This window comes from Nocardioides plantarum (assembly GCF_006346395.1).
Classification (GTDB): Bacteria; Actinomycetota; Actinomycetes; order Propionibacteriales; family Nocardioidaceae; genus Nocardioides; species Nocardioides plantarum.
Genome location: NZ_VDMS01000001.1, coordinates 721640 through 746304, shown reverse-complemented (window position 1 = coordinate 746304; position 24665 = coordinate 721640). Strand labels below are relative to the sequence as shown.

At 73.3% G+C, this 24665-nt stretch carries 25 protein-coding genes; 10 read left to right on the top strand and 15 right to left on the bottom strand.

Annotated elements, in window-relative coordinates; all coding sequences use genetic code 11:
* Nucleotides 1-47 precede the first annotated feature (47 nt).
* On the bottom strand, nt 48-977 hold the full coding sequence (locus FJQ56_RS03335) for an alpha/beta fold hydrolase (protein WP_140007772.1): 930 nt from the start codon (nt 975-977) through the stop codon (nt 48-50).
* Nucleotides 978-1052: 75 nt separating this feature from the next.
* Here FJQ56_RS03335 and FJQ56_RS03330 point away from each other — a divergent pair, with 75 nt between their 5' ends.
* Nucleotides 1053-1880 carry an esterase/lipase family protein gene (locus tag FJQ56_RS03330; protein ID WP_140007771.1) on the top strand — a complete coding sequence of 276 codons (828 nt, stop codon included), beginning with the start codon at nt 1053-1055 and terminating at the stop codon, nt 1878-1880.
* Nucleotides 1881-2117: 237 nt separating this feature from the next.
* Here FJQ56_RS03330 and glpX read toward each other — a convergent pair whose 3' ends face one another.
* Nucleotides 2118-3152: a class II fructose-bisphosphatase gene (glpX, locus tag FJQ56_RS03325; protein ID WP_140007770.1), complete on the bottom strand. Its 1035-nt coding sequence runs from the start codon at nt 3150-3152 to the stop codon at nt 2118-2120.
* Nucleotides 3153-3187: 35 nt separating this feature from the next.
* Nucleotides 3188-4441, bottom strand: coding sequence for an SLC13 family permease (locus tag FJQ56_RS03320; RefSeq protein WP_211350732.1), 1254 nt, complete (start codon nt 4439-4441; stop codon nt 3188-3190).
* A gap of 65 nt (nt 4442-4506) precedes the next feature.
* On the opposite strand from FJQ56_RS03320, the gene FJQ56_RS03315 reads away from it, so the two are divergent.
* Nucleotides 4507-5097 carry a DUF4245 family protein gene (locus FJQ56_RS03315; protein WP_170215242.1) on the top strand — a complete coding sequence of 197 codons (591 nt, stop codon included), beginning with the start codon at nt 4507-4509 and terminating at the stop codon, nt 5095-5097.
* Here FJQ56_RS03315 and FJQ56_RS03310 read toward each other — a convergent pair.
* The 3 genes from FJQ56_RS03310 to FJQ56_RS03300 are packed head-to-tail and all read right to left on the bottom strand — an operon-like array spanning nt 5057 to nt 6905.
* Nucleotides 5057-5278, bottom strand: coding sequence for an exodeoxyribonuclease VII small subunit (locus FJQ56_RS03310; RefSeq protein ID WP_140007768.1), 222 nt, complete (start codon nt 5276-5278; stop codon nt 5057-5059). The two genes, FJQ56_RS03315 and FJQ56_RS03310, sit on opposite strands and share 41 nt — an antisense overlap.
* On the bottom strand, nt 5275-6510 hold the full coding sequence (gene xseA / locus FJQ56_RS03305) for an exodeoxyribonuclease VII large subunit (protein WP_140007767.1): 1236 nt from the start codon (nt 6508-6510) through the stop codon (nt 5275-5277). Before xseA ends, FJQ56_RS03310 begins: the two co-directional genes overlap by 4 nt.
* A gap of 11 nt (nt 6511-6521) precedes the next feature.
* Entirely contained in the window at nt 6522-6905 is a 384-nt protein-coding gene (locus tag FJQ56_RS03300) for a GntR family transcriptional regulator (protein ID WP_140007766.1), read from the bottom strand.
* 33 nt (nt 6906-6938) lie between these two features.
* Between FJQ56_RS03300 and FJQ56_RS03295 the strand changes: the two genes are divergently transcribed.
* Nucleotides 6939-7796, top strand: a complete 858-nt coding sequence (locus FJQ56_RS03295) for a PfkB family carbohydrate kinase (protein WP_140007765.1) — start codon at nt 6939-6941, stop codon at nt 7794-7796.
* Nucleotides 7797-7802: 6 nt separating this feature from the next.
* Here FJQ56_RS03295 and FJQ56_RS03290 read toward each other — a convergent pair whose 3' ends face one another.
* The gene (locus FJQ56_RS03290; protein ID WP_246083963.1) at nt 7803-9473 is read right to left on the bottom strand and encodes an NAD(P)/FAD-dependent oxidoreductase; all 1671 of its coding nucleotides are present in this window, start codon (nt 9471-9473) and stop codon (nt 7803-7805) included.
* A gap of 229 nt (nt 9474-9702) precedes the next feature.
* Here FJQ56_RS03290 and truA point away from each other — a divergent pair, with 229 nt between their 5' ends.
* From truA to FJQ56_RS03275, 3 genes are read left to right on the top strand one after another with little or no spacing between them, the layout of a single operon-like run.
* Entirely contained in the window at nt 9703-10503 is an 801-nt protein-coding gene (gene truA / locus FJQ56_RS03285) for a tRNA pseudouridine(38-40) synthase TruA (protein WP_140007763.1), read from the top strand.
* Nucleotides 10496-11128 (top strand): class I SAM-dependent methyltransferase, encoded by a 633-nt coding sequence (locus FJQ56_RS03280; protein ID WP_140007762.1) that lies wholly within the window; start codon nt 10496-10498, stop codon nt 11126-11128. The genes truA and FJQ56_RS03280 overlap by 8 nt, the downstream gene beginning before the upstream one ends.
* 56 nt (nt 11129-11184) lie before the next feature.
* Nucleotides 11185-11637, top strand: a complete 453-nt coding sequence (locus tag FJQ56_RS03275) for a hypothetical protein (RefSeq protein WP_140007761.1) — start codon at nt 11185-11187, stop codon at nt 11635-11637.
* A 21-nt stretch (nt 11638-11658) separates the two neighbouring features.
* On the opposite strand, the gene FJQ56_RS03270 is transcribed toward FJQ56_RS03275, so the two are convergent.
* The 8 genes from FJQ56_RS03270 to FJQ56_RS03235 form a co-directional block, all read right to left on the bottom strand.
* Complete coding sequence (locus tag FJQ56_RS03270) at nt 11659-11997, bottom strand: cupin domain-containing protein (RefSeq protein ID WP_140007760.1); 339 nt, start codon at nt 11995-11997, stop codon at nt 11659-11661.
* A 55-nt stretch (nt 11998-12052) separates the two neighbouring features.
* Nucleotides 12053-13219: an acyl-CoA dehydrogenase family protein gene (locus tag FJQ56_RS03265; RefSeq protein ID WP_140007759.1), complete on the bottom strand. Its 1167-nt coding sequence runs from the start codon at nt 13217-13219 to the stop codon at nt 12053-12055.
* 40 nt (nt 13220-13259) lie between these two features.
* Entirely contained in the window at nt 13260-13901 is a 642-nt protein-coding gene (locus FJQ56_RS03260; protein WP_140007758.1) for a G5 domain-containing protein, read from the bottom strand.
* Nucleotides 13902-13989: 88 nt separating this feature from the next.
* Nucleotides 13990-15018 (bottom strand): phosphotransferase family protein, encoded by a 1029-nt coding sequence (locus FJQ56_RS03255; RefSeq protein ID WP_140007757.1) that lies wholly within the window; start codon nt 15016-15018, stop codon nt 13990-13992.
* Nucleotides 15015-15815, bottom strand: a complete 801-nt coding sequence (locus FJQ56_RS03250; protein ID WP_140007756.1) for an SDR family oxidoreductase — start codon at nt 15813-15815, stop codon at nt 15015-15017. Before FJQ56_RS03250 ends, FJQ56_RS03255 begins: the two co-directional genes overlap by 4 nt.
* Nucleotides 15816-15828: 13 nt before the next feature.
* Nucleotides 15829-16581 carry an SDR family oxidoreductase gene (locus FJQ56_RS03245; protein ID WP_140007755.1) on the bottom strand — a complete coding sequence of 251 codons (753 nt, stop codon included), beginning with the start codon at nt 16579-16581 and terminating at the stop codon, nt 15829-15831.
* A gap of 10 nt (nt 16582-16591) precedes the next feature.
* Nucleotides 16592-17737: an acyl-CoA dehydrogenase family protein gene (locus FJQ56_RS03240; protein ID WP_140007754.1), complete on the bottom strand. Its 1146-nt coding sequence runs from the start codon at nt 17735-17737 to the stop codon at nt 16592-16594.
* 15 nt (nt 17738-17752) lie between these two features.
* Nucleotides 17753-18901: an acyl-CoA dehydrogenase family protein gene (locus tag FJQ56_RS03235; protein ID WP_140007753.1), complete on the bottom strand. Its 1149-nt coding sequence runs from the start codon at nt 18899-18901 to the stop codon at nt 17753-17755.
* Between the two features lie 141 nt (nt 18902-19042).
* Here FJQ56_RS03235 and FJQ56_RS03230 point away from each other — a divergent pair, with 141 nt between their 5' ends.
* From FJQ56_RS03230 to FJQ56_RS03215, 4 genes are all read left to right on the top strand, one after another.
* Nucleotides 19043-19591, top strand: a complete 549-nt coding sequence (locus tag FJQ56_RS03230; protein ID WP_246083962.1) for a SigE family RNA polymerase sigma factor — start codon at nt 19043-19045, stop codon at nt 19589-19591.
* Nucleotides 19584-21503, top strand: coding sequence for a hypothetical protein (locus tag FJQ56_RS03225; protein WP_140007752.1), 1920 nt, complete (start codon nt 19584-19586; stop codon nt 21501-21503). Before FJQ56_RS03230 ends, FJQ56_RS03225 begins: the two co-directional genes overlap by 8 nt.
* A 330-nt stretch (nt 21504-21833) precedes the next feature.
* Nucleotides 21834-23558, top strand: a complete 1725-nt coding sequence (locus FJQ56_RS03220) for an ABC-F family ATP-binding cassette domain-containing protein (protein ID WP_140007751.1) — start codon at nt 21834-21836, stop codon at nt 23556-23558.
* Entirely contained in the window at nt 23555-24598 is a 1044-nt protein-coding gene (locus FJQ56_RS03215; protein ID WP_140007750.1) for a GNAT family N-acetyltransferase, read from the top strand. The genes FJQ56_RS03220 and FJQ56_RS03215 overlap by 4 nt, the downstream gene beginning before the upstream one ends.
* Nucleotides 24599-24665: the final 67 nt, after the last annotated feature.

The following is a 24665-nucleotide window of genomic DNA, read 5'->3' as shown; positions in this document are numbered from 1 at the left end:
GGGTGGCGGTGGTGCGCGCTGACCTGCACGTATGCGCTCGGCGTGCGTCAGCGTGGGGTGGTACGCCGTGCGTTGGTCGCGATCGCCCGGGTGAAGGTGTCGAAGAGCTGCGGCGGCAGGTCGTGGCCCATGCCGTCGACGAGCAGCAGGTCGGCGCCGGGCACCGCGGCGGCGGTGGCGCGCCCGCCGGACACGTGGACCATCTTGTCGGCCAGGCCGTGCACCACCACCGTGGGGACGTGCAGGGCCCGCAGCCGCGGCGTACGGTCCGGCTGGGTGACGATCGCGGCCATCTGCCGGGTGAGGCCGGCCAGGGACACGCCGCGGTCGTAGGTGTCGGCGGCGCGCTGCTCGGTCTTCTCCAGGGACTGGGGGTAGCCGGGGGAGCCGATCAGCCGCGCGGTCGCGACGCTGGAGCGCAGGTAGCCCTCGCGGCCCCGGCTCGAGGCCAGCAGGTTGCGGAAGAGCACGGGGTGCTGCCAGCCGACCGAACGACGTCCGGTCGTCGACATGATGCTGGCCATCGACCGCACCCGTGCCGGGCTCTGCAGCGCCATCGACTGCACGATCATCCCGCCCATCGAGACCCCGGCGACGTGCGCCGACTCCAGGCCGAGGTGGTCCAGGAGGCCGAACGCGTCGGTGGCCATGTCGTCCAGGGTGTACGGCGCCCGCACCGGCAGCCCGGTGTAGGCGCGCACGAGCAACCGGCGGGTCACCCGCCCCGTGCCGCGGCTCGAGCGGCCCGCGTCGCGGTTGTCGAAGCGGATCACGAGGAAGCCCTCGCGGGCCAGCTGCTCGCACAGCTCGTCGTCCCACCACGTCATCGGGGCGCCCAGCCCCATCACGAGCAGCAGCGGCTCGTCGTCGGCGTCGCCGAAGGTCTGGTAGCAGAGCTCGATGTCGGGCGAGACCGGCGCGAACAGCTCGTCGGAGACCTTGACCGGTCGGGGCTGGGAGACGGGCGCGTTCGGCACTGCTCCATCCAAGCACGCGTCCTACCTGGCGGTTCGGGCAGCGACCGGCGGGTCTCGCGTCGTAACGTGCGTCACATGAGCGACAACCCCCTCGGGTCCTTCCTGATGCCCGACGGCTTCGGACGCCCGCCGCTGGCCGCCGTCCTGCGCGAGGGCAGCGTGGCCGCCGAGGCCGGCCGCTACGTCCTGCGCGCCCGCGACGAGCGCCGGTCGCGCCGCGCGCGCCCCTACACCGACAGGTCCGCCGCCCGAGCCGTCGAGCCGGTCATCCTGGTGCCCGGGTTCATGGCCGGCGACGGGTCGCTGACCCTGATGGCCCGCACGCTGCGAGCCGGGGGCTTCCGCACCTACCGCTCCCACATTCACGCCAACGTCGGCTGCACCGCCAACGCGGCCGCGCAGCTCGAGTCGCGGCTCGAGGCGATCGCGCTGCGCCGCGGCACCCGGGTCCAGATCGTCGGGCACAGCCTCGGCGGCATGCTGGCGCGCGGGGTCGCCGTACGCCGCCCCGACCTGGTCTCGGGCATCGTCACCCTCGGCAGCCCGATGCTCGCCCCGGCCGCCCACCACGTCGCCCTGTCGTGGGGCGTCGACACGCTGGTGCGGCTGAGCAAGGCCGGCGTGCCCGGGCTGATGGCCGAGGACTGCGTGGCCGGCGACTGTGCCCGGCTGAGCTTCGACGAGAGCCGCGCGCCGATGCCCGCCGACGTCGGCTTCACCGCGATCTACTCCCGGCGCGACGGCATCGTCGACTGGCGGGCCTGCATCGACCCGCTTGCGGTCCCCGTCGAGGTCACCGCCTCCCACGTCGGCATGGCCCTCGACCCGCGCGTGATCGACCACGTCACCGCCGCCCTGCGCCGCCAGATCGACTCCGGCCAGCAGCGCCTGCGCATCGCCTGAGCGACCCCTCGGCGGTCGAGGTGCGAGGAGCCCCGGCGACGAGCCTCGAGACCACCGCAGCCGAGGCACCGAACCCCACGACGCCGACCCCATGTCATTCAGAGGGCGCCAGGGTCTCGAGACGTCGAAGGCCCGGGCCGGAGCAAGCTCCGTCCGGGCCTTCGTCTCCTCGACCTGGCGGCTTGTGGGTAGGTCGCCGGCAGACGGCCTCGCAGGCTCGGCCGTCAGTCCGCCGACCTACGAGCCGCCAAAATCGATGGCCGCGAAGGCGCGGAGCTTCTCGAGGCGGTGCTCGGAGGTGATCGTGCGGATCGTGCCGGAGCGCGACCGCATCACCAGGGAGTGGGTGGTCGCGCCGCCGGCGCGATAGCGGACGCCCTTGACCAGGTCGCCGTCGGTGATGCCGGTGGCCACGAAGAAGCAGTCGTCGCCGGTGACGAGGTCGTCGGTCGAGAGCACCGCGTCGGGGCCGATCTCGAGGCCCGCGGCGGCGGCCCGCTCGTGCTCGGCCTCGTCCTGGGGCACCAGGCGGCCCTGGATGACGCCGCCGGTGCACTTCAGGGCGCAGGCGGCGATGATGCCCTCGGGGGTGCCGCCGGTACCGAGCAGCAGGTCGATGCCGGTGTCGGCCCGGGCGGCCACGATGGCCCCGGCGACGTCGCCGTCGGTGATGAACTTGATCATCGCGCCGGTCGCGCGGATCTCCTCGGCGAGGCCCTCGTGGCGCGGCCGGTCGAGCAGCATGACGGTGAGGTCGGAGGCCTTGGAGCCCTTGGCCTTGGCGACCTGGTGGATGTTCTCGGCCACCGGGTAGCGCAGGTCGACGACGTCGGCGGCCTCGGGACCCGTGACGAGCTTCTCCATGTAGAACACCGCCGACGGGTCGTACATCGAGCCGCGCGGGGCGACGGCCAGCACCGAGACGGCGTTGGTCATGCCCTTGGCGGTCAGGGTGGTGCCGTCGATCGGGTCGACCGCGACGTCGCACTCGGGACCGGTGCCGTCGCCGACCACCTCGCCGTTGTAGAGCATCGGGGCGTTGTCCTTCTCGCCCTCGCCGATGACCACGGTGCCGCGCATCTGGATCGTCGAGATCATCACCCGCATCGCGTTGACCGCGACGTCGTCGGCGCCGTTCTTGTCGCCGCGCCCGACCCACCGCCCGGCGGCCATCGCGGCCGCCTCGGTGACGCGCACGAGCTCGAGCGCCAGGTTGCGGTCGGGGGAGGTCGAGTCGACCTCGAACTGGGGCGGCAGCGCGGTCGGGCTCATGCCACGGATGCTACTGGTGGCGGTGCAGGCACGGCTCACGTCACGAGGAACAGGGCCGAGACGGCCGCCACCAGGCTCACCGGCGTCAGGAGCAGCGACACCCGGTGGAACTCGGCGAGCGAGGTGGTGCGCTCGTCCTCGTCCGTGCGGTCGGCGGGGGCGGTGACGTCGCGCAGGGTACGGCGCCACAGCAGGTTGGCCAGCGAGCCCGACAGGGTCAGGCCGGAGCCGACGTTGAGGCCGATCAGGGCCGCGAGGACGGCGACGTCGCCGAGCGGCGCGACGAGGGGGACCAGCAGCAGGGTCGCCGAGAGGTTGGTCAGCACGTTGGCCAGCACGGTCGCCAGCACCGCGATCACCAGCAGGGCCACGTACGACGTCGTCGACGGCACCAGGTGGTCGACGGCGTCGCCGAGGAAGCCGTCGGCGATCGCCGCCACGACGACCCCGAGCGACAGCACGAGGAGCGCGAACTCGGGGTGGGCGGCGGTGACGGCGTCACCGAGGCCGAGGAGACCACGGCGGTGCGCCCAGACGACGAGCACGACCGCGGCGGCGCCGGCGACCCAGCACGGGTCGACACCCAGCGGCGAGGTGGCGGCGAAGCCGGCGAGCATCAGCCCCACCACGCTCGCCGGCACCACGGGCAGCGGCACCGGGTCGGTGGGGGCGGGGCGGGCAGGCACCGCGAGCTCACGCCGGAAGAGCAGTCGCAGGCCGGCGTACTCGACGAGGAGGACCACCACGAGGACCGGGGCCATCGTGGCCGCGAACCCCGCGAACGTCAGCCCCAGCGACGGCAGCGCGAGCAGGTTGGTCAGGTTGGAGACCGGGAGCAGCAGGGAGGCCGAGTTGGCCATCCGGAGGCAGGCGTAGGCCGCGGGCCGGCTCGGCACCCCCGACGACGCGGCTGCCGCGACGACCACCGGGGTCAGCAGCACCACGGTGGCGTCGAGGCTGAGGACGGCGGTGACCGCGGCCGCGAGGAGGAACGCCACGGTGAGCAGGCGTACGGCGCCGCCGCCGCGCAGCAGGCTCCCGGCCGCGGTGAAGAGCCCGGCCCGGCCACAGACCTGGGCCACCACCAGGATCGCCACCAGGAAGGCCACGACCGGCGCGAGCTCGACGACGGTGTCGCGGGCGTGGCCGACCCCGACCAGCCCGGTCGCGAGGACGAGCACGCTCGCCCCCACGGACACCAGGGCCTCGACCAGGCGAGGTGGGTGGCGGTAGGCGACGACGAGCAGGGCGAGCAGCGCCGCGACTGCGACGAGGTCGAGCACAGGCACGGGTGCAACGTACCGGGGGAGCCCTCGGGGACGCCGACCTGGGACGATGGCGGGGTGATGACGGCGTGAGTGAGCAGGGTGGCCGCTACAACCGGTCCTTCGAGGGGCTGATCGGCGCGATCATCGTCATCGTGGTGGCCGTGCTCGGCTTCGTGGTGTTCCGGGGCCTGTTCAGCGACCCGCCCGAGCAGGAGGTCCCCGAGGTCGACTACGTGATGCTGGTGCGCGGCCTGCAGGACATCGGCGTCGACGTCGTCTACCCCGCCGACCTGCCCGAGGGGTGGCAGGCCTCGAAGGTGCAGTACGACCCGGGTGAGCGGCCGCGGGTCGAGATCAACCTCTACACCGACGACGACGAGTTCGTGGGCATCCGCCAGGTCGACGACGACGTCGACGACCTGCTGGCCGAGGCCGGCATCGAGGACGCCGACGAGGGCACCCCCCTGACCGGACCGGCCGCCGGGTCGGTCGCGGACCGCTGGGACTCCTGGGCCGACCCCGACGGCGACCACGCCTACACGACGACCGTCGCCGGCGACACGGTCCTCGTCTACGGCGGCGTCTCGGCCGACGAGCTGGCCGACGTGGTCGGCCGGCTGACGACCGACTCGCTGACTACGCCTTCTTCGTCGCCGGATCCGTCGCCTGCTTCGTGACCACGGCATCGAGGCGCTGACGGGCGCCGTCGAGCCAGTCCTGGCAGACCGTCGCCAGCGCCTCGCCGCGCTCCCAGAGCGCGAGCGACTCCTCGAGCGTCGTGCCCCCCGTCTCGAGACGGCGGACGACGTCGATCAGCTCCTCGCGGGCCTCCTCGTAGGTCTGGGTCGGCTCGCTCATGGGGTCTCCTCGTGGCTGGTCTGGACGGACGTGACGTCGGCGTGCACCCGGCCGTCGGCGACCCGGACGCTGACCGCGGCGCCGGCGCGGGTGGCGGTGACGGAGGTCAGGACGTGGCCGTCGGCGTCCTGCAGCACGGCGTAGCCGCGCTCGAGGGTGGCCAACGGGGAGAGCGCCCGGGCGCGGGCACGCTGGTGGCCGATGTCGTCGGCCGCGCGGTCGAGCCGGTGGCCCAGGCTGCGACGGGCGCGCTCGCGCAGGGCGTCGAGCTCGTCGTGGCGCCGGTCGACGAGGGTGCGGGGATCGGCCAGCGCCGGTCGCGAGCGCAGGGCGTCGAGCCCTGCCTGCTCGCGGGCGAGCGCGGAGAGCACCAGCGAGCGGAGCCGCTCGCGCGCGGACGCGACGGCGAAGGCCTCGGCGGCCACGTCGGGCACGACGAGCTTGGCGGCGTCGGTGGGCGTGGCCGCGCGGACGTCGGCGACCAGGTCGAGCAGCGGCTGGTCGGGCTCGTGCCCGATGGCGGAGACGACGGGGGTGCGCGCCGCAGCGACCGCACGCAGCAGGCCCTCGTCGCTGAAGGGCAGCAGGTCCTCGACCGAGCCGCCACCGCGGGCGATCACGATCACGTCGACCTCGGCGTCACGGTCGAGCCGGGCCAGAGCCTCCATCACCTCGCCGGCGGCGCGGGTGCCCTGCATGGTGGCGTGCGCGACGGTGAACTCGACCGCCGGCCACCGCCGCTGCGCGAGGTCGAGGACGTCGCGCTCGGCCGCCGACCTCGGCGCCGTGACCAGGCCGACCCGCCGAGGCAGGAACGGCAGCCGCCGCTTGAGCGCCGGGTCGAAGAGACCCTCGGCGGCCAGGAGCTGACGGCGCCGTTCGATCTGGGCGAGCAGCTCGCCGAGACCGACCATCCGGATCTCGCGCGCCTGCAGCGACAGGCTGCCCCGGTTGGCGTAGAACGTCGGCTTGGCGTGCAGGAGCACGCTGGCCCCCTCGACCAACGGCGGGTTCATCGAGTCGACCAGGGTGCGCGAGGCCGTCACCGGGATCGAGATGTCGGCCACCGAGTCGCGCAGGGTCAGGAACACCGTCTGCAGCCCGGGACGCTTGCTGAGCTGGGCCACCTGGCCCTCGACCCAGATCGAGCCCAGCCGGTCGATCCAGCCCGAGATGGCGTTGGCGACCTGCCGGACGGGCGCCGGCTGCTCGGGGGACGTCTCCATGGCCATGGCGTCCGACCCTATTGGTCGCCACCGACAGGCCCGACAGGCCCGACGGACCACACCCGCTCGAGCAGCCGGGTCGCCTCGGGCAGGGTCAGCCCGAGGCGGCGCGCGGCGGCGGCGTACTCCCCGGCCAGCTCGGTGGCGTCGGTCGGCGCGGTCGCGGCGGCGATCGAGGTGCCCCGGCGCCCCTCGGTGACCACGACGCCGTCGGCCTCGAGCTCGGTGTAGACGCGCTGCACGGTGCGCACACCGACGCCGAGGTCGACGGCCAGCTGCCGCACGGTCGGCAGCCGGGTGCCGGCGGGCAGGTCGCCGGTGGCGGCGCGACCGGCGATCTGGGCCCGCAGCTGCTCGTAGAGCGGGGTGGCGGCGTCGGGGTCGAGCGGCTGGATCGTCACGGTGGCACCGTAGAGGGTGGTAGGACGGGGGGTGTGCCCTACGCGCTGGTGGTCGGTGAGTCCCTGGTCGACGTGGTGACCGATGCGTCGGGCACGGCGGTCGAGCGGCCCGGCGGCAGCGCTGCCAACGTCGCGGTCGCCCTGGCCCGCCTCGGCCGGTCGGTGCGGTTCGTGACGTCGTACGCCGACGATGCGCGCGGAGCGTCGATCGCGGCCCACCTCGCCGGTTCGGGCGTGGTGCTCGCCACGGACCCCCACGTGCTGGTCCGCACCTCCTCGGCCGCCGCGACGATCGGACCGGACGGCTCGGCGAGCTACGTGTTCGACCTCGACTGGCAGATCGGCCCGGTCGTGCTGGAGGAGCCCCCGGCGTACGTCCACGTCTGCTCGATCGGCGCGGTGCTCGCGCCGGGCGCCGACGACGTGCTCGCCCTGCTCGACGCGCTCGACCCGTCGACGACGGTCACCTACGACGTCAACGCCCGTCCGGCGATCACCGGCACCGGACCCGAGGTGCTGGGGCGCGTCGAGTCCGTGTGCCGACGCGCCCACGTGGTCAAGGCCAGTGACGAGGACCTGGCCGCGCTCTACCCGACGTACGGGCTCGACGAGGCCGTCGCGCACCTGCGCGCGCTCGGACCGCGCGCGGTGGTCGTGACCCGCGGTGGTGAGGGCGCCTCCTGGTGGGACGCCGACGGCCGCACCGACGGGGAGGCCGTCAGGACCACCGTCGTCGACACCATCGGCGCCGGCGACACCTTCTCGGCCGCGGTCCTCGACGCGCTCTGGGACGGCCTCGACCCCGCCGCCACCGTGGCGCACGCAGCGCGCGCCGCCGCCGTCACCGTGTCCCGGCCGGGCGCCGACCCGCCGACGCGGGCCGACCTGTAGCGGCTCTCAGGGCGCCAGCCAGGAGTGCACGAGCGGCACGACGCTCGCGCCCTCGCCGGACGCCGAGGCGACCCGCTTCATCGACCCGGCCCGGATGTCGCCGACGGCGAAGACGCCCGGCATCGTGGTGGCGAGGTTGGCCGGGGGGAGCCCGTCGGCCCAGTGCGACGGCGGGACGTCGCGGCCGGTGAGCACGAAGCCGTGGGAGTCGCGGGCGACCCCGCTGGGGAGCCAGTCGCAGTGCGGCTCGGCGCCGAGCAGCAGGAACAGCCCGCCCGCCTCGCGCCGCGCGACCTCGCCCGACTCGAGGTCGCGGACCTCGAGCCACTCCAGCCGGCCCTCGCCACCGCCGTCGACGACCTCGGCGCAGGTCTGCACCGTGATGCGCGGGTTGTAGGACATCTCGTTGATCAGGTACGACGACATGGTCTCCTCGAGCGCGCGCCGGCGCACCATGATCGTCACCGACCGGGCGAAGCGCGACAGGTGGATCGCCGCCTGGCCCGCGGAGTTGCCGCCGCCGACGACCACGACGTCGGCGCCCTCCATCTCGCGCGCCACCGACATCGCCGAGCCGTAGGTGACGCCGAGCCCGACGAGGGCCTCGATGCTGTCGCGCCCGAGCTTGCGGTAGGCGACGCCGGTCGCGATGACGACCGAGCGCGCCTCGACGACCCCGCCCTCGGTGCGCAGCAGGTGGTGCCCCTCGGGTCCGCGCTCGAGCGCGTCGACCTCCCAGCCGGTGAAGAACTGCACGCCGAAGCGGATCGCCTGGTTGCGCGCCCGCTGGGCGAGCCGCATCCCGGAGATGCCACGCGGGAACCCCAGGTAGTTGCGGATCATCGAGCTCGTCCCGGCCTGCCCGCCGATCGCCTCGGCCTCGAGCACGACGGTGGACAGACCCTCGCTGCCGCCGTACACCGCTGCGGCGAGGCCTGCCGGTCCGGCGCCGACGATCGCGAGGTCGACGACCGTGTCGACCTTGAAGTCACCGGGGGCACCGTAGATCTGGGTGGCCACGTCACGGACCGTGGTGGGGGCGTACGCCGGTCGCCCCATCGTGCGCACCAGCGGCCAGGTCACCGGGCGGCCGGCCGCCTCGACCTCCTCGACGAGCTCGCGACCCTCGTCGGTCTCGGGGGCGAAGACCCGCGTCGGCATGCCCATCCGCTCGGTGTACTCACGCACCGCCGTGGTCAGCGGGTGTCCTGGCGGCGACACGATCCGCACCGTCTCGACCTCGGGTGCCGCGACCGTGGAGCCCCAGTCGGACAGCATCTCGGTGATCGCGCCGTGGAACTCCTCGTCGCGCACCCCGCGCGGCATCAGCAGGTAGGCGTCGTACTTGCCCTTGGCCAGGCCGGGGCGCAGCTCGGCGGCGTGCACGAGGAACCGGTCGTACGGCGCCGCGATGACGCGCCGAGCCGTCGGGACCTTCTTGCGCCAGTGATGGAACGCCTCGAGCGGGTGGGCGTCGGGCAGGTCGCCGTCCTGGACGAACAGCGCGACGGTCCCGCCCTCGGCCTTGACGGCCAGGACGACCTCGATCGTCTCGGCGGCCGATCCGGCGGTGCGCAGGTCGTAGTCGCGGGCGTAGCGACCGAACTCGTCGAGGAGGAACTCGGCGTGCTGGGCCGAGACCAGGAGGATGGTGGGGTTGGGCACACGGGTGGGCACGCGACGAGCATGCCACCGCGTCATGACGTCCGGGTTGTGTCAGTCGGTCTCGGGAGGCGCGGCCACCAGGCTCGAAGGTTCGTGCCACCTGGTGACCCGATTCGTCGAGCGTCATCGGACCGAGGTCGTCCGCCCGCAGCTCGGCAGGAGCAGCGACCGGCGTGTCCCTCGGGCGACGCCCTCGTCCGCCGGCGTTCGGTCCACACCCGGACGCTGACAGAATCACCGGGTGCGCCTGCGGATCGACCTCTCCTACGACGGGACGGACTTCCGGGGCTGGGCCACGCAACCCGGCCTGCGGACGGTCCAGGGTGAGCTGACCGGCGCGCTCGCGACGATCCTGCGCACGCCCGAGGTGGCGGTGGTCTGTGCCGGCCGCACCGACTCCGGGGTGCACGCCCGTGGCCAGGTCGTGCACACCGACGTACCGGACACGACCGAGCCCGCCGGCCTGGCCCGTCGGCTCAACGGGGTGCTCCCGCAGGACGTGCGCGTCCGCCGGGTGGTGGAGGCGGCCCCGGGCTTCGACGCCCGCTTCGGCGCGCTCTGGCGCCGCTACGCCTACCGGGTGGCCGACCGGCTCGACCTCGTCGACCCGCTGACCCGGTCCCACGTGCTGACCTGGGCGCGGCCCCTCGACCTCGACCTGATGAACGAGGCGTCCGCGCTGCTGCTGGGGCGCCACGACTTCGCGGCCTTCTGCAAGCAGCGCGAGGGGGCCACCACCATCCGCACGCTCCTCGACCTCGCGTGGGTCCGCGACGAGGCGGGCGTCGCGGTCGGCACGGTGCGGGCCGACGCGTTCTGCCACTCGATGGTGCGCGCGCTGGTCGGCTGCCTGCTGGCGGTGGGCGACGGCCGCCGCTCGCCCGACTGGGTCGGCGAGGTGCTGCGGGCCGGGCGGCGCGAGGGGGCGGCAGCGGTCGCGCACGCCCACGGGCTGACCCTCGAGGAGGTCGCCTACCCGGCCGACGACGAGCTCGTGGCACGCGCGACGCAGACGATGGCGAAGCGGGTGGCCGATGCCTGAGACCGGGCCCGAGCCGGCCGAGACCGACGCCGAGCACTACTTCACCGCCGACCCCTCGGTGCCGTTCCGGCGCGCGCCCGTCGAGGCCGAGGTGTGGGGTCGGCGGCTGTCGTTGGTCTCCGGCTCGGGCGTCTTCGCCCAGGGCCGCGTCGACATCGGCACCTCGGCGCTGTTCCGGGAGGTCCCGCCGCCGACCGGCATCGGGTCGGTCCTCGACCTCGGGTGCGGGTACGGCGTGATCGGGCTCGCGCTCGCCGCCGTCGTGCCGGGGCTGCGGGTGACCGCCGTCGACGTCAACGAGCGCGCGCTGCTGCTCGCCCGCGAGAACGCCGCGACCCTCGGCGTGACCGACCGGTTCACGGCGCTGACCCCCGACCGGGTCGACGCGCAGGCGACGTACGACGAGATCTGGTCCAACCCGCCGATCCGGATCGGCAAGCAGGCCCTGCACGAGCTGCTGCTGACCTGGCTCCCGCGCCTGGCGCCCGGCGGTCGCGCGGTGCTGGTCGTGGGCAAGAACCTCGGCGCCGACTCGCTGCAGCGGTGGCTCGGCGAGCAGGGCTACCCCACCGAGCGGCTGGCCAGCCACAAGGGCTTCCGGGTGCTCGAGTCGCGACGGCGTTGACGCAGGGCGCACGTCGTCGGTGAGACTGGTCCGGTGAAGCCACCGGCGGTGTCGTGATGGACCGTCGCGACGTGCACCCGCACCACCTGCTCCGCGCGGTGCTCGGCGACCGACTGGTGCGCGAGATCCTCGGTGACCTCGACGTCGACGCCGACGAGGTGCTGGTGACGCTCGACCAGCACTGGCTGGCCGCGGCGGACACCATCGACGTCGAGGAGATCGAGGCGGTCGGGATCGACCTCCCGACGGTGCTCGCTGCGATCAACCCGCCGTTCGACGAGCCGCCCGACTGGGGAGGGCGGCAGCTGACCGTGGCCACGAGGGACCTGCTGATGCGGGCGCTCGCGGTGCGCGGGCCGACCCAGGCGGTCCGGGTCGGCAGTAGCCACCTGCTGCTCTCGCTGATGTCGAGCAGGGACCCGCTGGTCTCCGCGACGCTCCGTGCGCACTCCCTGCACGGCCGCGCGGCACGCGGCGTCGTCGAGCGCTGGAGCCGGCGCGCGCCCTGAGGTCAGGTCGGGCCGACTCCGTCAGGACGGCCCCAGCCGTGGTGGGTGTACGACGCCGCCCGGGCGGGGCTCCTTGAGCTCGACGAACACCACGTGGGTGTCGGTGTCGCCGATGTTGTGCCCGCTGTGCTCCTGGGCGTCGAGCCACCGGGCCGAGCCGGCCGGGATCTCCACCTCGACCTCGGCGTCGCCGGCGTACAGCTGGCGGCGGAAGGACGACAGCGTCACCATCACGCTGTCGGGGTGCTGGTGCGGGGTGGTCTGGGCCCCGGGGTGGTCGAGGTACTCCAGCACCCGGACCCGCTCGTTCTCGAACACCACCCGGTAGTGGTCCGGGTTGGTCGTGACGGGGTCTGCCATGTCCGCACGCTAGTCCTGCGAGCCGCGTCCGACCACGGGTCCTGAGCACGTCGGTCTAGACGAACGCGCTGATACCCGTCTCGTCGCGGCCGATCAGCAGCTTCTGGATCTGCGAGGTGCCCTCGTAGAGGGTCATCACCCGGGCGTCGCGCAGGTACTTCGCGGCGGGGTAGTCGTCGACGTAGCCCGCGCCACCATGGATCTGGATGGCCAGGTTGGCGGCGCGTACGGCGGCCTCGGAGGCGAAAAGCTTGGCCTTGGACGCCGCGACACCGAAGGGTTCGTGCCGGTCGACGAGGTCGGCGCAGCGCCACACGAGGAGCCGGGCCGCGTCGGCGTCGAGGGAGATGTCGGCGATCATGTCCTGCACCAGCTGGAAGCCGGCGATCGGGCGGCCGAACTGGGTGCGGCTCTTGGCGTAGTCGACCGAGGTCTCCAGGCAGCCCTGCACGATGCCGACGCAGCCGGCGGCGACCGCGAGCCGCCCCTTGTCGAGGGTCGACATCGCGACCTTGAAGCCGCGGCCCTCGCCCTCGGGCCCGCCGAGCATGGCCGAGGCCGGCACGCGCACGTCGTCGAGGAACAGCTCGGCCGTGGCCTGGCCTCTCAGGCCCAGCTTGCCCTTGATCTCGCGGGCCTCGAAGCCGGGGGAGTCGGTCGGCACCAGGAACGCGCTGACGCCCCGGGGCCCGCTGTCGGGGGCACCGGTGCGGGCGAAGACCAGGGCCAGGTCGGCCCAGGTGCCGTTGGTGATGAACAGCTTCTGCCCGGTGATCAGGTAGTCGTCGCCGTCGCGGACCGCGCGCGAGGTGAGGTTGCCGGCGTCGGACCCGGTGCCGGGCTCGGTGAGCCCGAAGCAGCCGAGCTTGGCCGCCGTCGCGAGCTGCGGCAGCCACTCCCGCCGCTGCTCCTCGGTGCCGTGGAAGAGGATCGACTTGCCGACCAGCCCGCTGCTCACCGACACGATCCCGCGCAGCGCGGAGTCGGCCCGACCGAGCTCCTCCATCGCCAGCGCGTAGGTCACGTAGTCGCCGCCGAGCCCGCCGTACTGCTCGGGGATGGTGAGCCCGAAGAACCCGAGCTCGGCCATCTTGGGGACGATCGCCAGGTCGACGGACTCGTCACGGTCCCACTGGGTGCGGTGCGGGACCGCCTCCTTGTCGAGGAAGTCGCGCGCGGCCTGGCGGAACGCGGTCTGCTCGTCGCTGAGTGAGAGGTCCATGCCACGACACTCTCACGGTGTCGATCGGCGCAGGATCACCTCATTCGCAGCCGTACCCGTCGTTGTTGGCGTCGAGGCCGTAGATGTCGTTGCCGACGACGGTCACGGGTCCGCCGACGTACGACGGCCCGTTGCCGCTCCCTCCTGCGCAGTCGACGTCGCTGTCGGTGGGGACGCAGGCACCGGAGTAGTTCGGATCGCAGTCGTCGTCCGGCTCCGGGGCCGGGTCCGGCTCCGGCGGCGGGTCGACGTGGGTGCCCCGCAGGACGAGCCTGTCGACCGGTCGCCGGACCGTCTCGATGCGCACGCGCTCACGTCCGACCGGGATCCCGTTGCGCAGCTTGATCCGGTAGACCACCACGCGCAGGCCCACACGGCCGGCCCGCGACACCTTGGTCACCCCACGGTCGAGCTCGTTCGTCGACCGGGTGCGTGACCGGAACGACACGGACTGGCGCTTGCGCTCCGTGCGGTAGCTGATCGTCGGTGCCTTCGGCGCCGCGCTCGTCACGTCGGCCACGGGGGTGGGCCCGGTGGTCGCGGTCGTCGTCGTGGTCGTCGTGGGGGCCGCGGGCTCCGGCGGGCCGCCACGCACGGGGTCCGGGCTGGCACAGCCCGCGAGGGCGACGAGCAGGGCGACGATCAGGAGAGGTGCTCGGCGCGGGTGCGGGTGGGAGGTCACGTACGCACCGTAGGAGCAATGCAGCGCCGCCGTGGCCGAATGGCGAGGTGGCCCGACCGGACGAGGCGTCGGCCGGACCCGGCTGCGGTCAGGCCGTCGCGTCGAGCCCCGCCGCCAGCAGCGGCTCGACGGCCTCGCCGACCCGGTCGAACCCGTCGCCGACGGTCTGGCCGGCGAGGTAGCGGTGGTGGATGCCCTCGAGGATGACGGCGATCTTGAGGTAGGCCAGGCCCAGGTGGAAGGACAGGTCGCCGAGCTCGCGGCCACCCGCGGCGACGTACGTCGACAGCTGGGTGTCGCGGTCGGGGTAGCCGGGGGCGGCGCTGGCGTCGGCCACGGCGCCACCACCCGTGATGTGGCCGAGGTTGTCGTAGACGAGCAGCAGGGCGACGTCGGTGAGCGGGTCGCCCAGGGTGGCCATCTCCCAGTCGACGACGGCCTTGACCGGCGAGTCGTCGGCCGCGACGCAGAGCAGGTTGTCGAGGCGGTAGTCGCCGTGCACGATGCCGGGCTCGCCGTCGGGAGGCACCGACCCTGAGAGCCGGGCGAGCAGTGCCTCGGCGTCGGGCAGCGGGCGGGTGGCCGAGCCCTCGAGCTGGCGGCCCCAGCGGCGTACCTGTCGTTCGAGGAAGCCGGCCGGGCGACCGAAGTCGCCGAGGCCGACCTCGGCGGGGACGACGGCGTGCAGGCGCGCGAGCACCTCGACCATCGAGCGCGCGAGGTGGGCCGTCGCGTCGGGGCCGAGCGGCTCGAGCTGGCCGGCCGTGCGGTAGGCCTCGCCGGCGACCTTCTCCATCACGTAGAACGGCGCGCCGAGCACGGTGTCGTCGGTGCAGTGCGCCAGGGTCCGCGGCACGGGGACGTCGGAGGCCGCGAGCGCCGACATCGCGGTGTACTCGCGGCCCATGTCGTGGGCGGTGGCCTGCACGTGGCCCAGCGGCGGACGGCGCACGACGAACGTCGAGGTGCCGTCGGTGACGCTGTAGGTCAGGTTGGACTTGCCACCCGCGATCAGCGTCGCCGTGACGGGTCCGGCGAGCTCACCCGGCCGGACGCCGTCGTACCAACGACCGAAGGCGTCGGCGTCGAAGCCGGGCACGCTCACGGGCTCGCTCACGACAGCCCGTCGACCTTGGTCTGCAGCCGGCGCATGCCGGCCAGCCACCGATCGGTCGAGGCGGCGCGCGCGGCGTAGTAACCGGCGACCTCGGGGTGGGGCAGCACCAGGAACGCGTCGTCGTCGAGCGAGGCGACCCAGGCGTCGGCGACGGCCGACGGGGCGAGCGCCTCGTCGTGCGAGAGCAGGTCCTTGAGCGGACCGGCCTGGTCGAGCATCGCGGTCTGCACGCCCTGGGGGCAGATCGCCTGGACGACGACCCCCCGGTCGCCGTAGGTCACCGACAGCCACTCGGCGAAGCCGACGGCGGCGTGCTTGGTCGTGGAGTACGCCGCCGCGCCGATCATCGTGAGCAGTCCGGCCGCCGAGGCGGTGACGACGAAACGGCCGCCCTGTCCGTCGCCGGTGCCGTCGAGCCAGGTCGGCACGAGGGCGCGGGCGGCCCGGACGTGGCCCATCACGTTGACCTCGAGCATCCGCGCCCACTCCTCGTCGGGCAGCTGAAGACTGTCGGGGGAGGTGCGGTCGATGCCGGCGTTGGCGCAGTAGACGTCGATCCGGCCGAGCGCGTGGGCGGCCGCGGCGACGAGCTCCTCGACGCCCTCGGCCGACGCGCAGTCGCCGGGGACGGCGATCGCGCCGATCTCGTCGGCGGTGGTCGCGAGCAGGTCGGCGTCGACGTCGTTGACGACGACCCGCGCGCCCTCGGCCACCGCCCGGGCCGCCAGCGCGCGGCCGATGCCGCCGGCGGCGCCGGTGACGACGACGCCCTTGCCCTGCAGGGATCGGTGGCCCATCAGTGCTGTCCCATCAGTGCTGGCCCTGCAACGAGATGCCGCCGTCGGCGACGATCGTCTGACCGGTGATCCAGGACGCGTCGTCCGAGAGCAGGAACGCGGTCAGCGAGCCGATGTCGTCGGTCTCGCCGAGCCGCTTCAGCGGGTAGTTGGCCGAGGCCTCCTCCTCGCGACCGACGTAGAGCGCCTCGGCGAACCTCGTCTTGACCACCGCCGGCGCGACGGCGTTGACGCGGATGTCGGGGCCGAGCTCCTGGGCGAGGGTCTCGGTCAGGGAGATCAGCGCGGCCTTGCTGGCGCCGTAGAACGCGATGAACGGCGCCGGGCGCACGCCGCCCAGCGACGAGACGTTGACGACGGCGCCACCGTGCTCCTTCATCCAGGCCCGGTAGGCCTCCTGGGTGAAGCCGAGGGCCGCCACCACGTTGACGTCCATGATCTTGCGGGCGGCGTCGAGGTCGAGGTCCATCAGCAGCCCGAACGCCGGGTTGATGCCGGTGTTGTTGACCAGCAGGTCGAGGCTGCCGAAGGTCTCGACGGCGGCCGCGGCGACCGCGGCGCGGTGGGCGGGGTCGCCGGCGTTGCCGGGGACGCCGAGCGCGTGCTCGGCGCCACCCAGCAGCTCGACGGCCTCGGCCAGCGGCTCGGGCTTGCGGGCCGTGATCACGACCCGGGCGCCCTCGGCCACGAGCCGCTGGGCGACCCCGAGGCCGATGCCGCGGCTCGCGCCGGTGACGACCGCGACCTTGCCCGCGAGACCTCTCATCGTGCGGGGGTCATGCCGTGGCCGCCACGTCGAGCGGGTCGATGGCGTCGTACGACGTCAGCTGCGCGTCGAGGGTGCGCAGGTGGTGGCCGGCGTCGCCCAGCAGGTGGTCGAGCGCGGTGAGGTGGGCGGTGAAGGTGCCGACGTTGTACTCCGCCGTCATGGCGATGCCGCCGTGCAGCTGGATCGCCTCCTGGCCGACGTGGCGTCCGGCGCGCGAGACCTGCAGACCGACCCGCGCGGCCGCGTCGGCCACCTTGGTCGGGTCGCCGGCGGCGACGACCATGGTCGCCCAGTCGACGAGGCTGTGGGTCAGCTCCTGGCTGGTGTACATGTCGGCGGCGCGGAAGTTGAGGGCCTGGAAGGTATTGAGCGTGACCCCGAACTGCTTGCGGCTCTTGAGGTAGTCGACCGTCGCCTTGAGCTGCGTCTGCATCGCTCCCAGTGCCTGGTTGGCGGCCATGATCCGGGTGATGTCCTGGACCGTGGCGATGCTCGAGGTGACGTCGGCCGCGGCCGCACCGAGCGGTGTCGCGGGGGTGGAGTCGAAGGTGATGCGGGCGGCGCGACCGCCGTCGGGGGTCGAGTAGCCGGTGCGCTCGCCGCCACCGTCGGTGACCAGGAACAGGCCGGTGCCGCCGTCGGGCAGCACCGCGCTGACCACGAGCACGTCGGCGCGGGCGCCGTGGAGGACGCCGTCCTTGACGCCGGTCAGCCGGCCCTCGCCGTCGGCCGTGACGTCGTGCGCCTCGGGACCCCAGCGGTGGCCGGGCTCGTCGTGGGCGAAGGCCAGCACGCTCTCGCCGCCGGACAGGGCGCCGAGGATCTCCTGGCGCTGCTCGGGGGTGCCGACGGCGGCGACCAGGCCGCCGGCGTAGACCACGGAGCCGAGGTAGGGCTCGGGCGCGAGCACCCGGCCGAGCTCGCGGCACACGATGCCGATCTCGACCGGCCCGGCGCCGACCCCGCCGTCGTCCTCGCTGAACGGCAGGCCCAGCAGGCCCATCTCGGCCATCTGCGTCCAGAGCTTCTCGTCGAAGCCGGGGTCCTCGGCCGCCGTCTGGCGGCGCTTCTCCCAGTCGGCGTACTGCTTGCCGACCAGGCCCTTCACGGCGTCGCGGAGTGCGTTCTGCTCGTCGTCGTAGCTGAAGTCCATGTCTGTGCTCCCTGCTCAGAGTCCGAGGATGCCGCGGCTGATGATCTGGCGCTGGATCTCGTTGGACCCGCCGTAGATCGACGCCTTGCGGAGGTTGAGGTAGGTGGGGGTGCTCCGGCGGTACCACGCCAGGGTGGCGTCGCCCTCGCCCGAGGCGAGCGTGGCCGGGCCGCCGAGGTCGACGACCAGCTCGCTCACCGCCTGCTGCAGCTCGGTGCCCTTGAGCTTGAGCACCGAGGAGGCGGGGTGGGGCTCGCCGCCGGCCGAGTGGGCCGCGACGCGCAGGGCGGTCAGCTCGAGGGCCAGCAGCTCGTTCTCGAGCTCGACGATGCGCGCGCGGAACAGCGGGTCCTCGGCGATGGTCGCCGCGGCGACCTCCTTGGCCCGGGCCAGCACGCGCTTGGTGGCGCCGACCGGTGCGACGCCGACGCGCTCGTTGCCGAGCAGGAACTTGGCCTGGGTCCAGCCGCTGTTGACCTCGCCGACCATGTTCTTGGCCGGGACGCGGACGTCGGTGAACCAGACCTCGTTGACCTCGTGGCCGCCGTCGATGAGCTCGATCGGACGGACCTCGAGACCCTCCGACTTCATGTCGATGAGCAGCATCGAGATGCCGGCCTGCTTCTTGACCTCGGGGTCGGTGCGCACGAGCGTGAAGATCCAGTCGCCGTACTGGCCCAGCGTCGTCCACGTCTTCTGGCCGTTGACGACCCAGTCGTCGCCGTCGAGGACCGCGGTGGTGCGCAGGCTCGCGAGGTCGGAGCCGGCATCGGGCTCGGAGAAGCCCTGGCTCCACCAGATGTCGAGGTTGGCGGTCTTGGGCAGGAACTCCTGCTTCTGCTCATCGGTGCCGAACTGCGCGATGACCGGCCCGATCATGCTGGCGTTGAAGGCCAGCGGCACCGGCACGCACGCCGCCTGCATCTCCTCGTGCCAGATGTGGCGCTTGAGCTCGCTCCACCCGCGGCCGCCCCACTCCTCGGGCCAGTGGGGTACGGCGAGCCCGCCGGCGTTGAGCTCCTGCATGCTCTGGACGATCTGCTCCCGGGTGAGCTCGCGCCCCTCCGCGACGGTCGTGCGGATCTCCTCGGAGACCTTCGTCGTGAAGTAGGAACGCATCTCCTCTCGGAACTGCTGGTCCTCCTCGGACAGGGCGAGCTGCATGCGGTTGCCTCCTGCGACGGCGTCGGTGCTGATGCGAACGGTCACACCTATCTAACTCGTCAGTAGCAAGACGCCGCTACCCGCCTCCGGGTGCCCTCGCAACACGATCGGGGGCCGGACCGTTGAAGATGCGTGGAGACGGTGGCCGAGCGGACGGAGCGGGGCGTGGGGAGTGCAGCACGAGCGGCCCACCCGGCCTTCGACGACTGGGTCGCGGCTCGCGGACCCGCGCTGCTGCGGCTCGCCTACACGCTGACCGGCGACGCCGGCGAGGCCGAGGACGTCGTCCAGGAGGCCCTCTCGCGGGCCCTGCCCCGGTGGTCACGGGTCGGTGCGGTCGACGACGTCGACGCCTACGTGCGCCGGATGGTCGTCAACGCCCACACCTCGCGCTGGCGGGCCTGGCGCCGTCGCGTCACGCCGGTGGAGCAGGTCGCCGACGTCGTCGTACCCGACCGATCCGGTCCCGAGCACGACGAGCGCCGCCGCATCTGGGACGCCTGCCGCGCGCTGCCCGAGATCCAGCGCACGGCCGTGGTGCTGCGCTTCTACGAGCAGCTGGAGTACGCCGAGATCGCCGCGCTGACGGGGGTCCGGGAGGGATCGGTCCGCTCGCGCGTCTCGCGTGGGCTGGCGACGCTGAGGATCGAGCTGGGCTCCGGGCTGGGGGAGGGGGACGACGATGAGTGACTTCGAGTCGCGGCTGGGCGAGGCGCTGGCCGAGGGGGCCGAGTCCGCCCCGGGGGTCGGTGGGCTGGCCGACAGGGCCCGCCGTCGGGCCGCCGTACGTCGACGCCGGCGGGTGTCGCTGGCCGCCGCGGTCGCCGTCGTGGTGGCCGCCGTGCCGGTCGGCGTGCTGGCCGCGGACCGGTCCGACACCGACCGGCGCCCGTCGGAGTCGGACACCACGCCGGCGGCCGCCGAGTGGACCACCGTCTCTGCGATGGGGGTAGACCTCGACCTTCCTGTTGCACTCTCGGTTCCCGGTCCGTCCGACTGCGGTCGCGACATCGTCGGGTGGGCCTCCCCGACCGCCGACCGGTGCGCGTGGGCGGTCACGGTGTCCCGGGCGGCGAAGCAGCTGTCGACCGGGATGTCGAGGCCCGGTCTGACGGCCGACGAGACGTCCGGGTACGTCGACGTCGGCGACGTCGTCGTCGACGTCGCGGACTCGGCCGGCCTCGACCACGCGACGGCTCGCCGCATCCTGGCCTCGGCCCGGCCGGAGGGCGATCCGGTCCCGGACGTCGAGACGTGGGAGAGCCTCGCCGTCGGCGACGGCTTCGTGGCCGACGTACCGGTCGGCGGTGAGGTGGACGTGGAGGTGCCGTCGGGGGACCGCCGGTGCTCGGGCGGGGGCGCCGGCGCGATCGAGCGCGGGGACGGGCGCTGGACCGTGGCGCTCTGCACCGGCGACCGCCACTACCTGGTCGGCCCCACGCAGGCGCTCACCGACGTCGCGGCCGCCTCGGTCCGCGAGGGAACGACCGACGGCTGGACCACGCTGACTGTCGCCGACGTGGCGGTGGACGTGCCGCCGGGCTGGCGGCAGGTCGGGTGCGCAAGGGTCGGCACCCTGCTCCCAGCGGGAGGCACCTGCGCCTCGACCGGACCTCGAGCGACCGTCCTCGACGAGTCCTCGACCCGCTATGTCGGGCCATACCTGGACAAGGGCCTCGGATCGGTGCTCGCCGGTAGCCAGATCGTGAGCGTCGAGGGCGCGCCGTTCGCGACCGCACGCCGCATCCTCGCCTCGGCTCGACCCGTCGGCACTGCGGTCCCTGACCTGGCCGAGTGGGAGGGCGTCGAGGTCGGCGAGGTCTACCTGGCCGAGGTGCCGGTCGATGGCGCCGTCGAGGTGTCTCTCAGCGAGGCCGACGTCGACTGCCGCGATCCCGGCGGGCCGTCCCGGGCCTATCAGCGCGAGGACGGCCGGTGGGCCGCGGGTTACTGTGGCGACCGCTTCGTCGACGTCGTCGGCCCCACCCAGGCCCTCACCGACCTGGTCGCCCTCTCGGTCCGCGAGCGGGAGCGCGAGTCCGACGACGTCGACGACTGGACGACGATGTCGGTGGGAGGCATCTCCGTGGACGTGCCGAGTGACTGGAGTGACGTCACCGGCTGCTCGTTCGGCGCCAGCGGCGGGTCGGTCCAGCCCCCGGGCAGCAACGTCTGTGACGGCAGGATTCCCGGGGTCGTGGTCTCCAAGACGATCGACGCGACGTGGACCCCGCCGGGCGTCGGCGCCCGCCAGGGCTGGGTCTTCGTCGGCACGCAGACCGTCGGCGTCGACGGCGTCTCGACCCCGACCCGCCGCCGGATCCTGGCCAGCGCCCGACCGGTCGGGACCGGTCCGCCCGACGTGACCGAGTGGCGCACCGTCCGGCTCGAGGACGGCATCACGGCCGTCGTGCCCGGCGACCCCGCAGTTGAGGTCACGGTCTCGGGCGCTATCCCGTCGTGCACGGGCGATCGAGCGCTCGCCCGGCCCGCGGCCGACGGCCGGTGGCAGGTCGGCCTTTGCGCCGACCACATCGTCACCGTCACCGCCCCCACCCAGGCGCTCGCTGACCTCGTCGCGAGCCAGGTCGAGGGCTACTGAGCCGAGCGTCTGTCGAACGCGGCGGTCGCCGGGAGTGGTGATCAGAGTGATTCGCGTGCGCCCGGTGCATGGGAATCGCTCCGGTCGTCGATGTGAGGACTGCCGCCCCTGCACGTCTGGCACCCATGAGCGACATCAGACGACGCCTCGATCGAGCCAGGCACGCCGGCTGCGGGGGTCTCGAGGCTCGGGCCCAGAGGCCCTCGCACCTCGACCGACGTGTGACCGACCGGTGTCTGGCTGCGTCGGCGCCGTACGTGCGCGCGGTCCTCGACGACCTGGCACAAACGATGTGCGCCTGACACCGGCAGTGCAGGACAATGGCCTCTCGTGGGCCATGTGGACGTGAGCGGGATCAGGTACGAGCTGCCCGACGGGCGGGTGCTGCTCGACGACGTGTCGTTCCGGGTGGGTGAGGGTGCCAAGGTCGCGCTGGTCGGGGCCAACGGGGCCGGCAAGACGACGCTGCTGCGCATCGTCACCGGCGACCTCGTGCCGCACGCGGGTGCCGTCACCCGCACCGGCGGGCTCGGCGTGATGCGCCAGGACGTCAAGGCGGGGATCTCGACAGGCTCGATCACCGATGACGAGCCCACCGTCGCCGACCTGCTGCTGTCGGTGAGCCCGCCCCGCATCCGTACGGCGGCCGCCCGGGTCGACGCCTGCGAGCTGGCGCTGATGGAGACCGACGACGAGAAGACCCAGATGAAGTACGCCGAGGCGCTGCACGACTACGCCGACGCCGGCGGCTACGACCTCGAGGTCACCTGGGACGTCTGCACGATCAAGGCGCTCGGCGTGCCCTACGACAAGGCGAAGTACCGCGAGCTGCGGACCCTCAGCGGCGGCGAGCAGAAGCGTCTCGTGCTCGAGTACCTCCTCGCCGGCCCCGACGAGGTACTGCTCCTCGACGAGCCCGACAACTACCTCGACGTCCCCGGCAAGATCTGGCTGGAGGAGAAGATCCGCGCCTCCGACAAGACGATCCTGTTCATCAGCCACGACCGCGAGCTCCTCGACAACACCGCCACCCGGGTCGTCACCGTCGAGCTCGGCGCCGGTGGCGGCGGCAACCTCGTGTGGACCCACGTCGGCGGCTTCACCAGCTACCACCAGGCCCGCAAGGACCGCTTCGCGCGCTTCGAGGAGATGCGCCGACGCTGGGACGAGGAGCACGCCAAGATCAAGGCGCTCGTGCTGCGGCTGAAGATCAAGTCCGAGTACAACGACGGCATGTCGAGCCAGTACCGCGCCGCCCAGACGCGGCTGCGCAAGTTCGAGGAGGCCGGGCCGCCGATCGAGCAGCCCCGCGAGCAGCAGGTCTCGATGCGCCTGCAGGGCGGCCGCACCGGCAAGCGCGCGGTCGTCTGCACCGACCTCGAGCTCACCGGGCTGATGAGGCCGTTCGACCTCGAGGTCTGGTACGGCGAGCGCGTGGCCGTGCTCGGGTCCAACGGCTCCGGCAAGTCCCACTTCCTGCGGCTGCTGGCCAACGGCGGCAGCGACCCCGACGTCGAGCACCAGCCCGTCGGCGAGGTGACGATCAAGCCGGTCGAGCACCGCGGCGTCGCCAAGCTCGGCGCTCGGGTGCGCCCGGGCTGGTTCGTGCAGACCCACGACCACCCCGAGCTCGTCGGTCGCACCCTCGTCGAGATCCTGCACCGCGGCGACGGCGGCACCGCTGGGGTGGGCCGCACCGGCATGGGTCGCGAGCAGGCCAGCCGGGTGCTCGACCGCTACGAGCTCAGCGCGCAGGCCGAGCAGGTCTTCGAGTCGCTCAGCGGCGGGCAGCAGGCCCGCTTCCAGATCCTGCTGCTCGAGCTGAGCGGCGCGACGCTGCTGCTGCTCGACGAGCCCACCGACAACCTCGACGTGCAGTCGGCCGAGGCGCTCGAGGAGGGGCTCGACGCCTTCGACGGCACGGTCCTCGCGGTGACCCACGACCGATGGTTCGCCCGCGGCTTCGACCGGTTCCTGGTCTACGGCGCCGACGGTGAGGTCTACGAGTCTGACGGGCCCGTCTGGGACGAGGGACGGGTGGTCCGCAGCCGATGAGCAGCCCCGGAGACCTGGAGATCGTCACCGTCGACCCGTTCGACGACCGGCTTTTCGAGGCCTGGTACGCCGTCTACAAGGCCGCGCTCGAGGCGGCGGTGGGAGTCGAGGAGGCCCAGGTCTACGGCCTCGGCGAGACGCGGGTGCAGTGGCAGCAGCCGACCTCCGACGAGGTCCGCACCGCCTACGCCGGCCTGGTCGACGGGGAGGTCGTGGCGATGGGTGCGGTCGACCTACCCCTGCTCGAGAACCTCACCGCAGCCTCCGTGGAGGTGGCCGTCGCGCCCGAGCACCAGCGGCGCGGGCACGGGCGGACGATGCTCGCGCACGTCGAGCGGGCCGTCGCCACAGCTGGCCGCACCCGCCTCACGAGCGAGGTCGTGTTCCGCTACGAGCACGGCACGTCGGGCCATGACGCAGACGGCTCGCGCGACGTGGCCTTCGCCGAGGCAGCGGGCTACCGGCTCGGCATCAGCGACGTCCAGCGCTGGCTCGACCTCCCGGTCGCCGACGCCCTGCTCGACGAGCTCGCGGCCGAGGCCGCCACGCGCCACGAGGGCTACGAGCTCCGGTCGTGGGCCGGCCCGGTCCCCGACGAGCTGGCCCAGGGCTGGGCCGAGCTCGACGGCAGCCTGATGACCGAGGCGCCGATGGGCGAGATGGAGCACGAGGCGATGAACGTCGACGTCGCCCGGCTCCGCGAGCAGGAGGAGAGCATCGCGCGACAGCAGCGCACGGCGTACCACTCTGTCGCGCTCGACGGCGCGGGCACGGTGGCCGCCTACTCGATGCTCGTGCAGGGTGACGCCTCGACGGTCGCCTACCAGTGGGGCACGCTCGTGCACCGCGACCACCGTGGCCACCGGCTCGGCCTGGCGGTCAAGGTCGCCAACCAGCGGCTGCTGCAGCGCGAGCGCAGCGACACCACGCGGGTGTCCACCTGGAACGCCGAGGTCAACGACCACATGATCGGCGTCAACGAGCAGCTGGGCTTCCGGCCGGTCTCGCGGATGGGCGAGTTCCAGCGTTTCCTCGCCTGACGCCGAACGGCCACCGGTCTGGTGAGACCGGTGGCCGTCGGCGCGCCCTCCCAGACGCGGGCCCCTC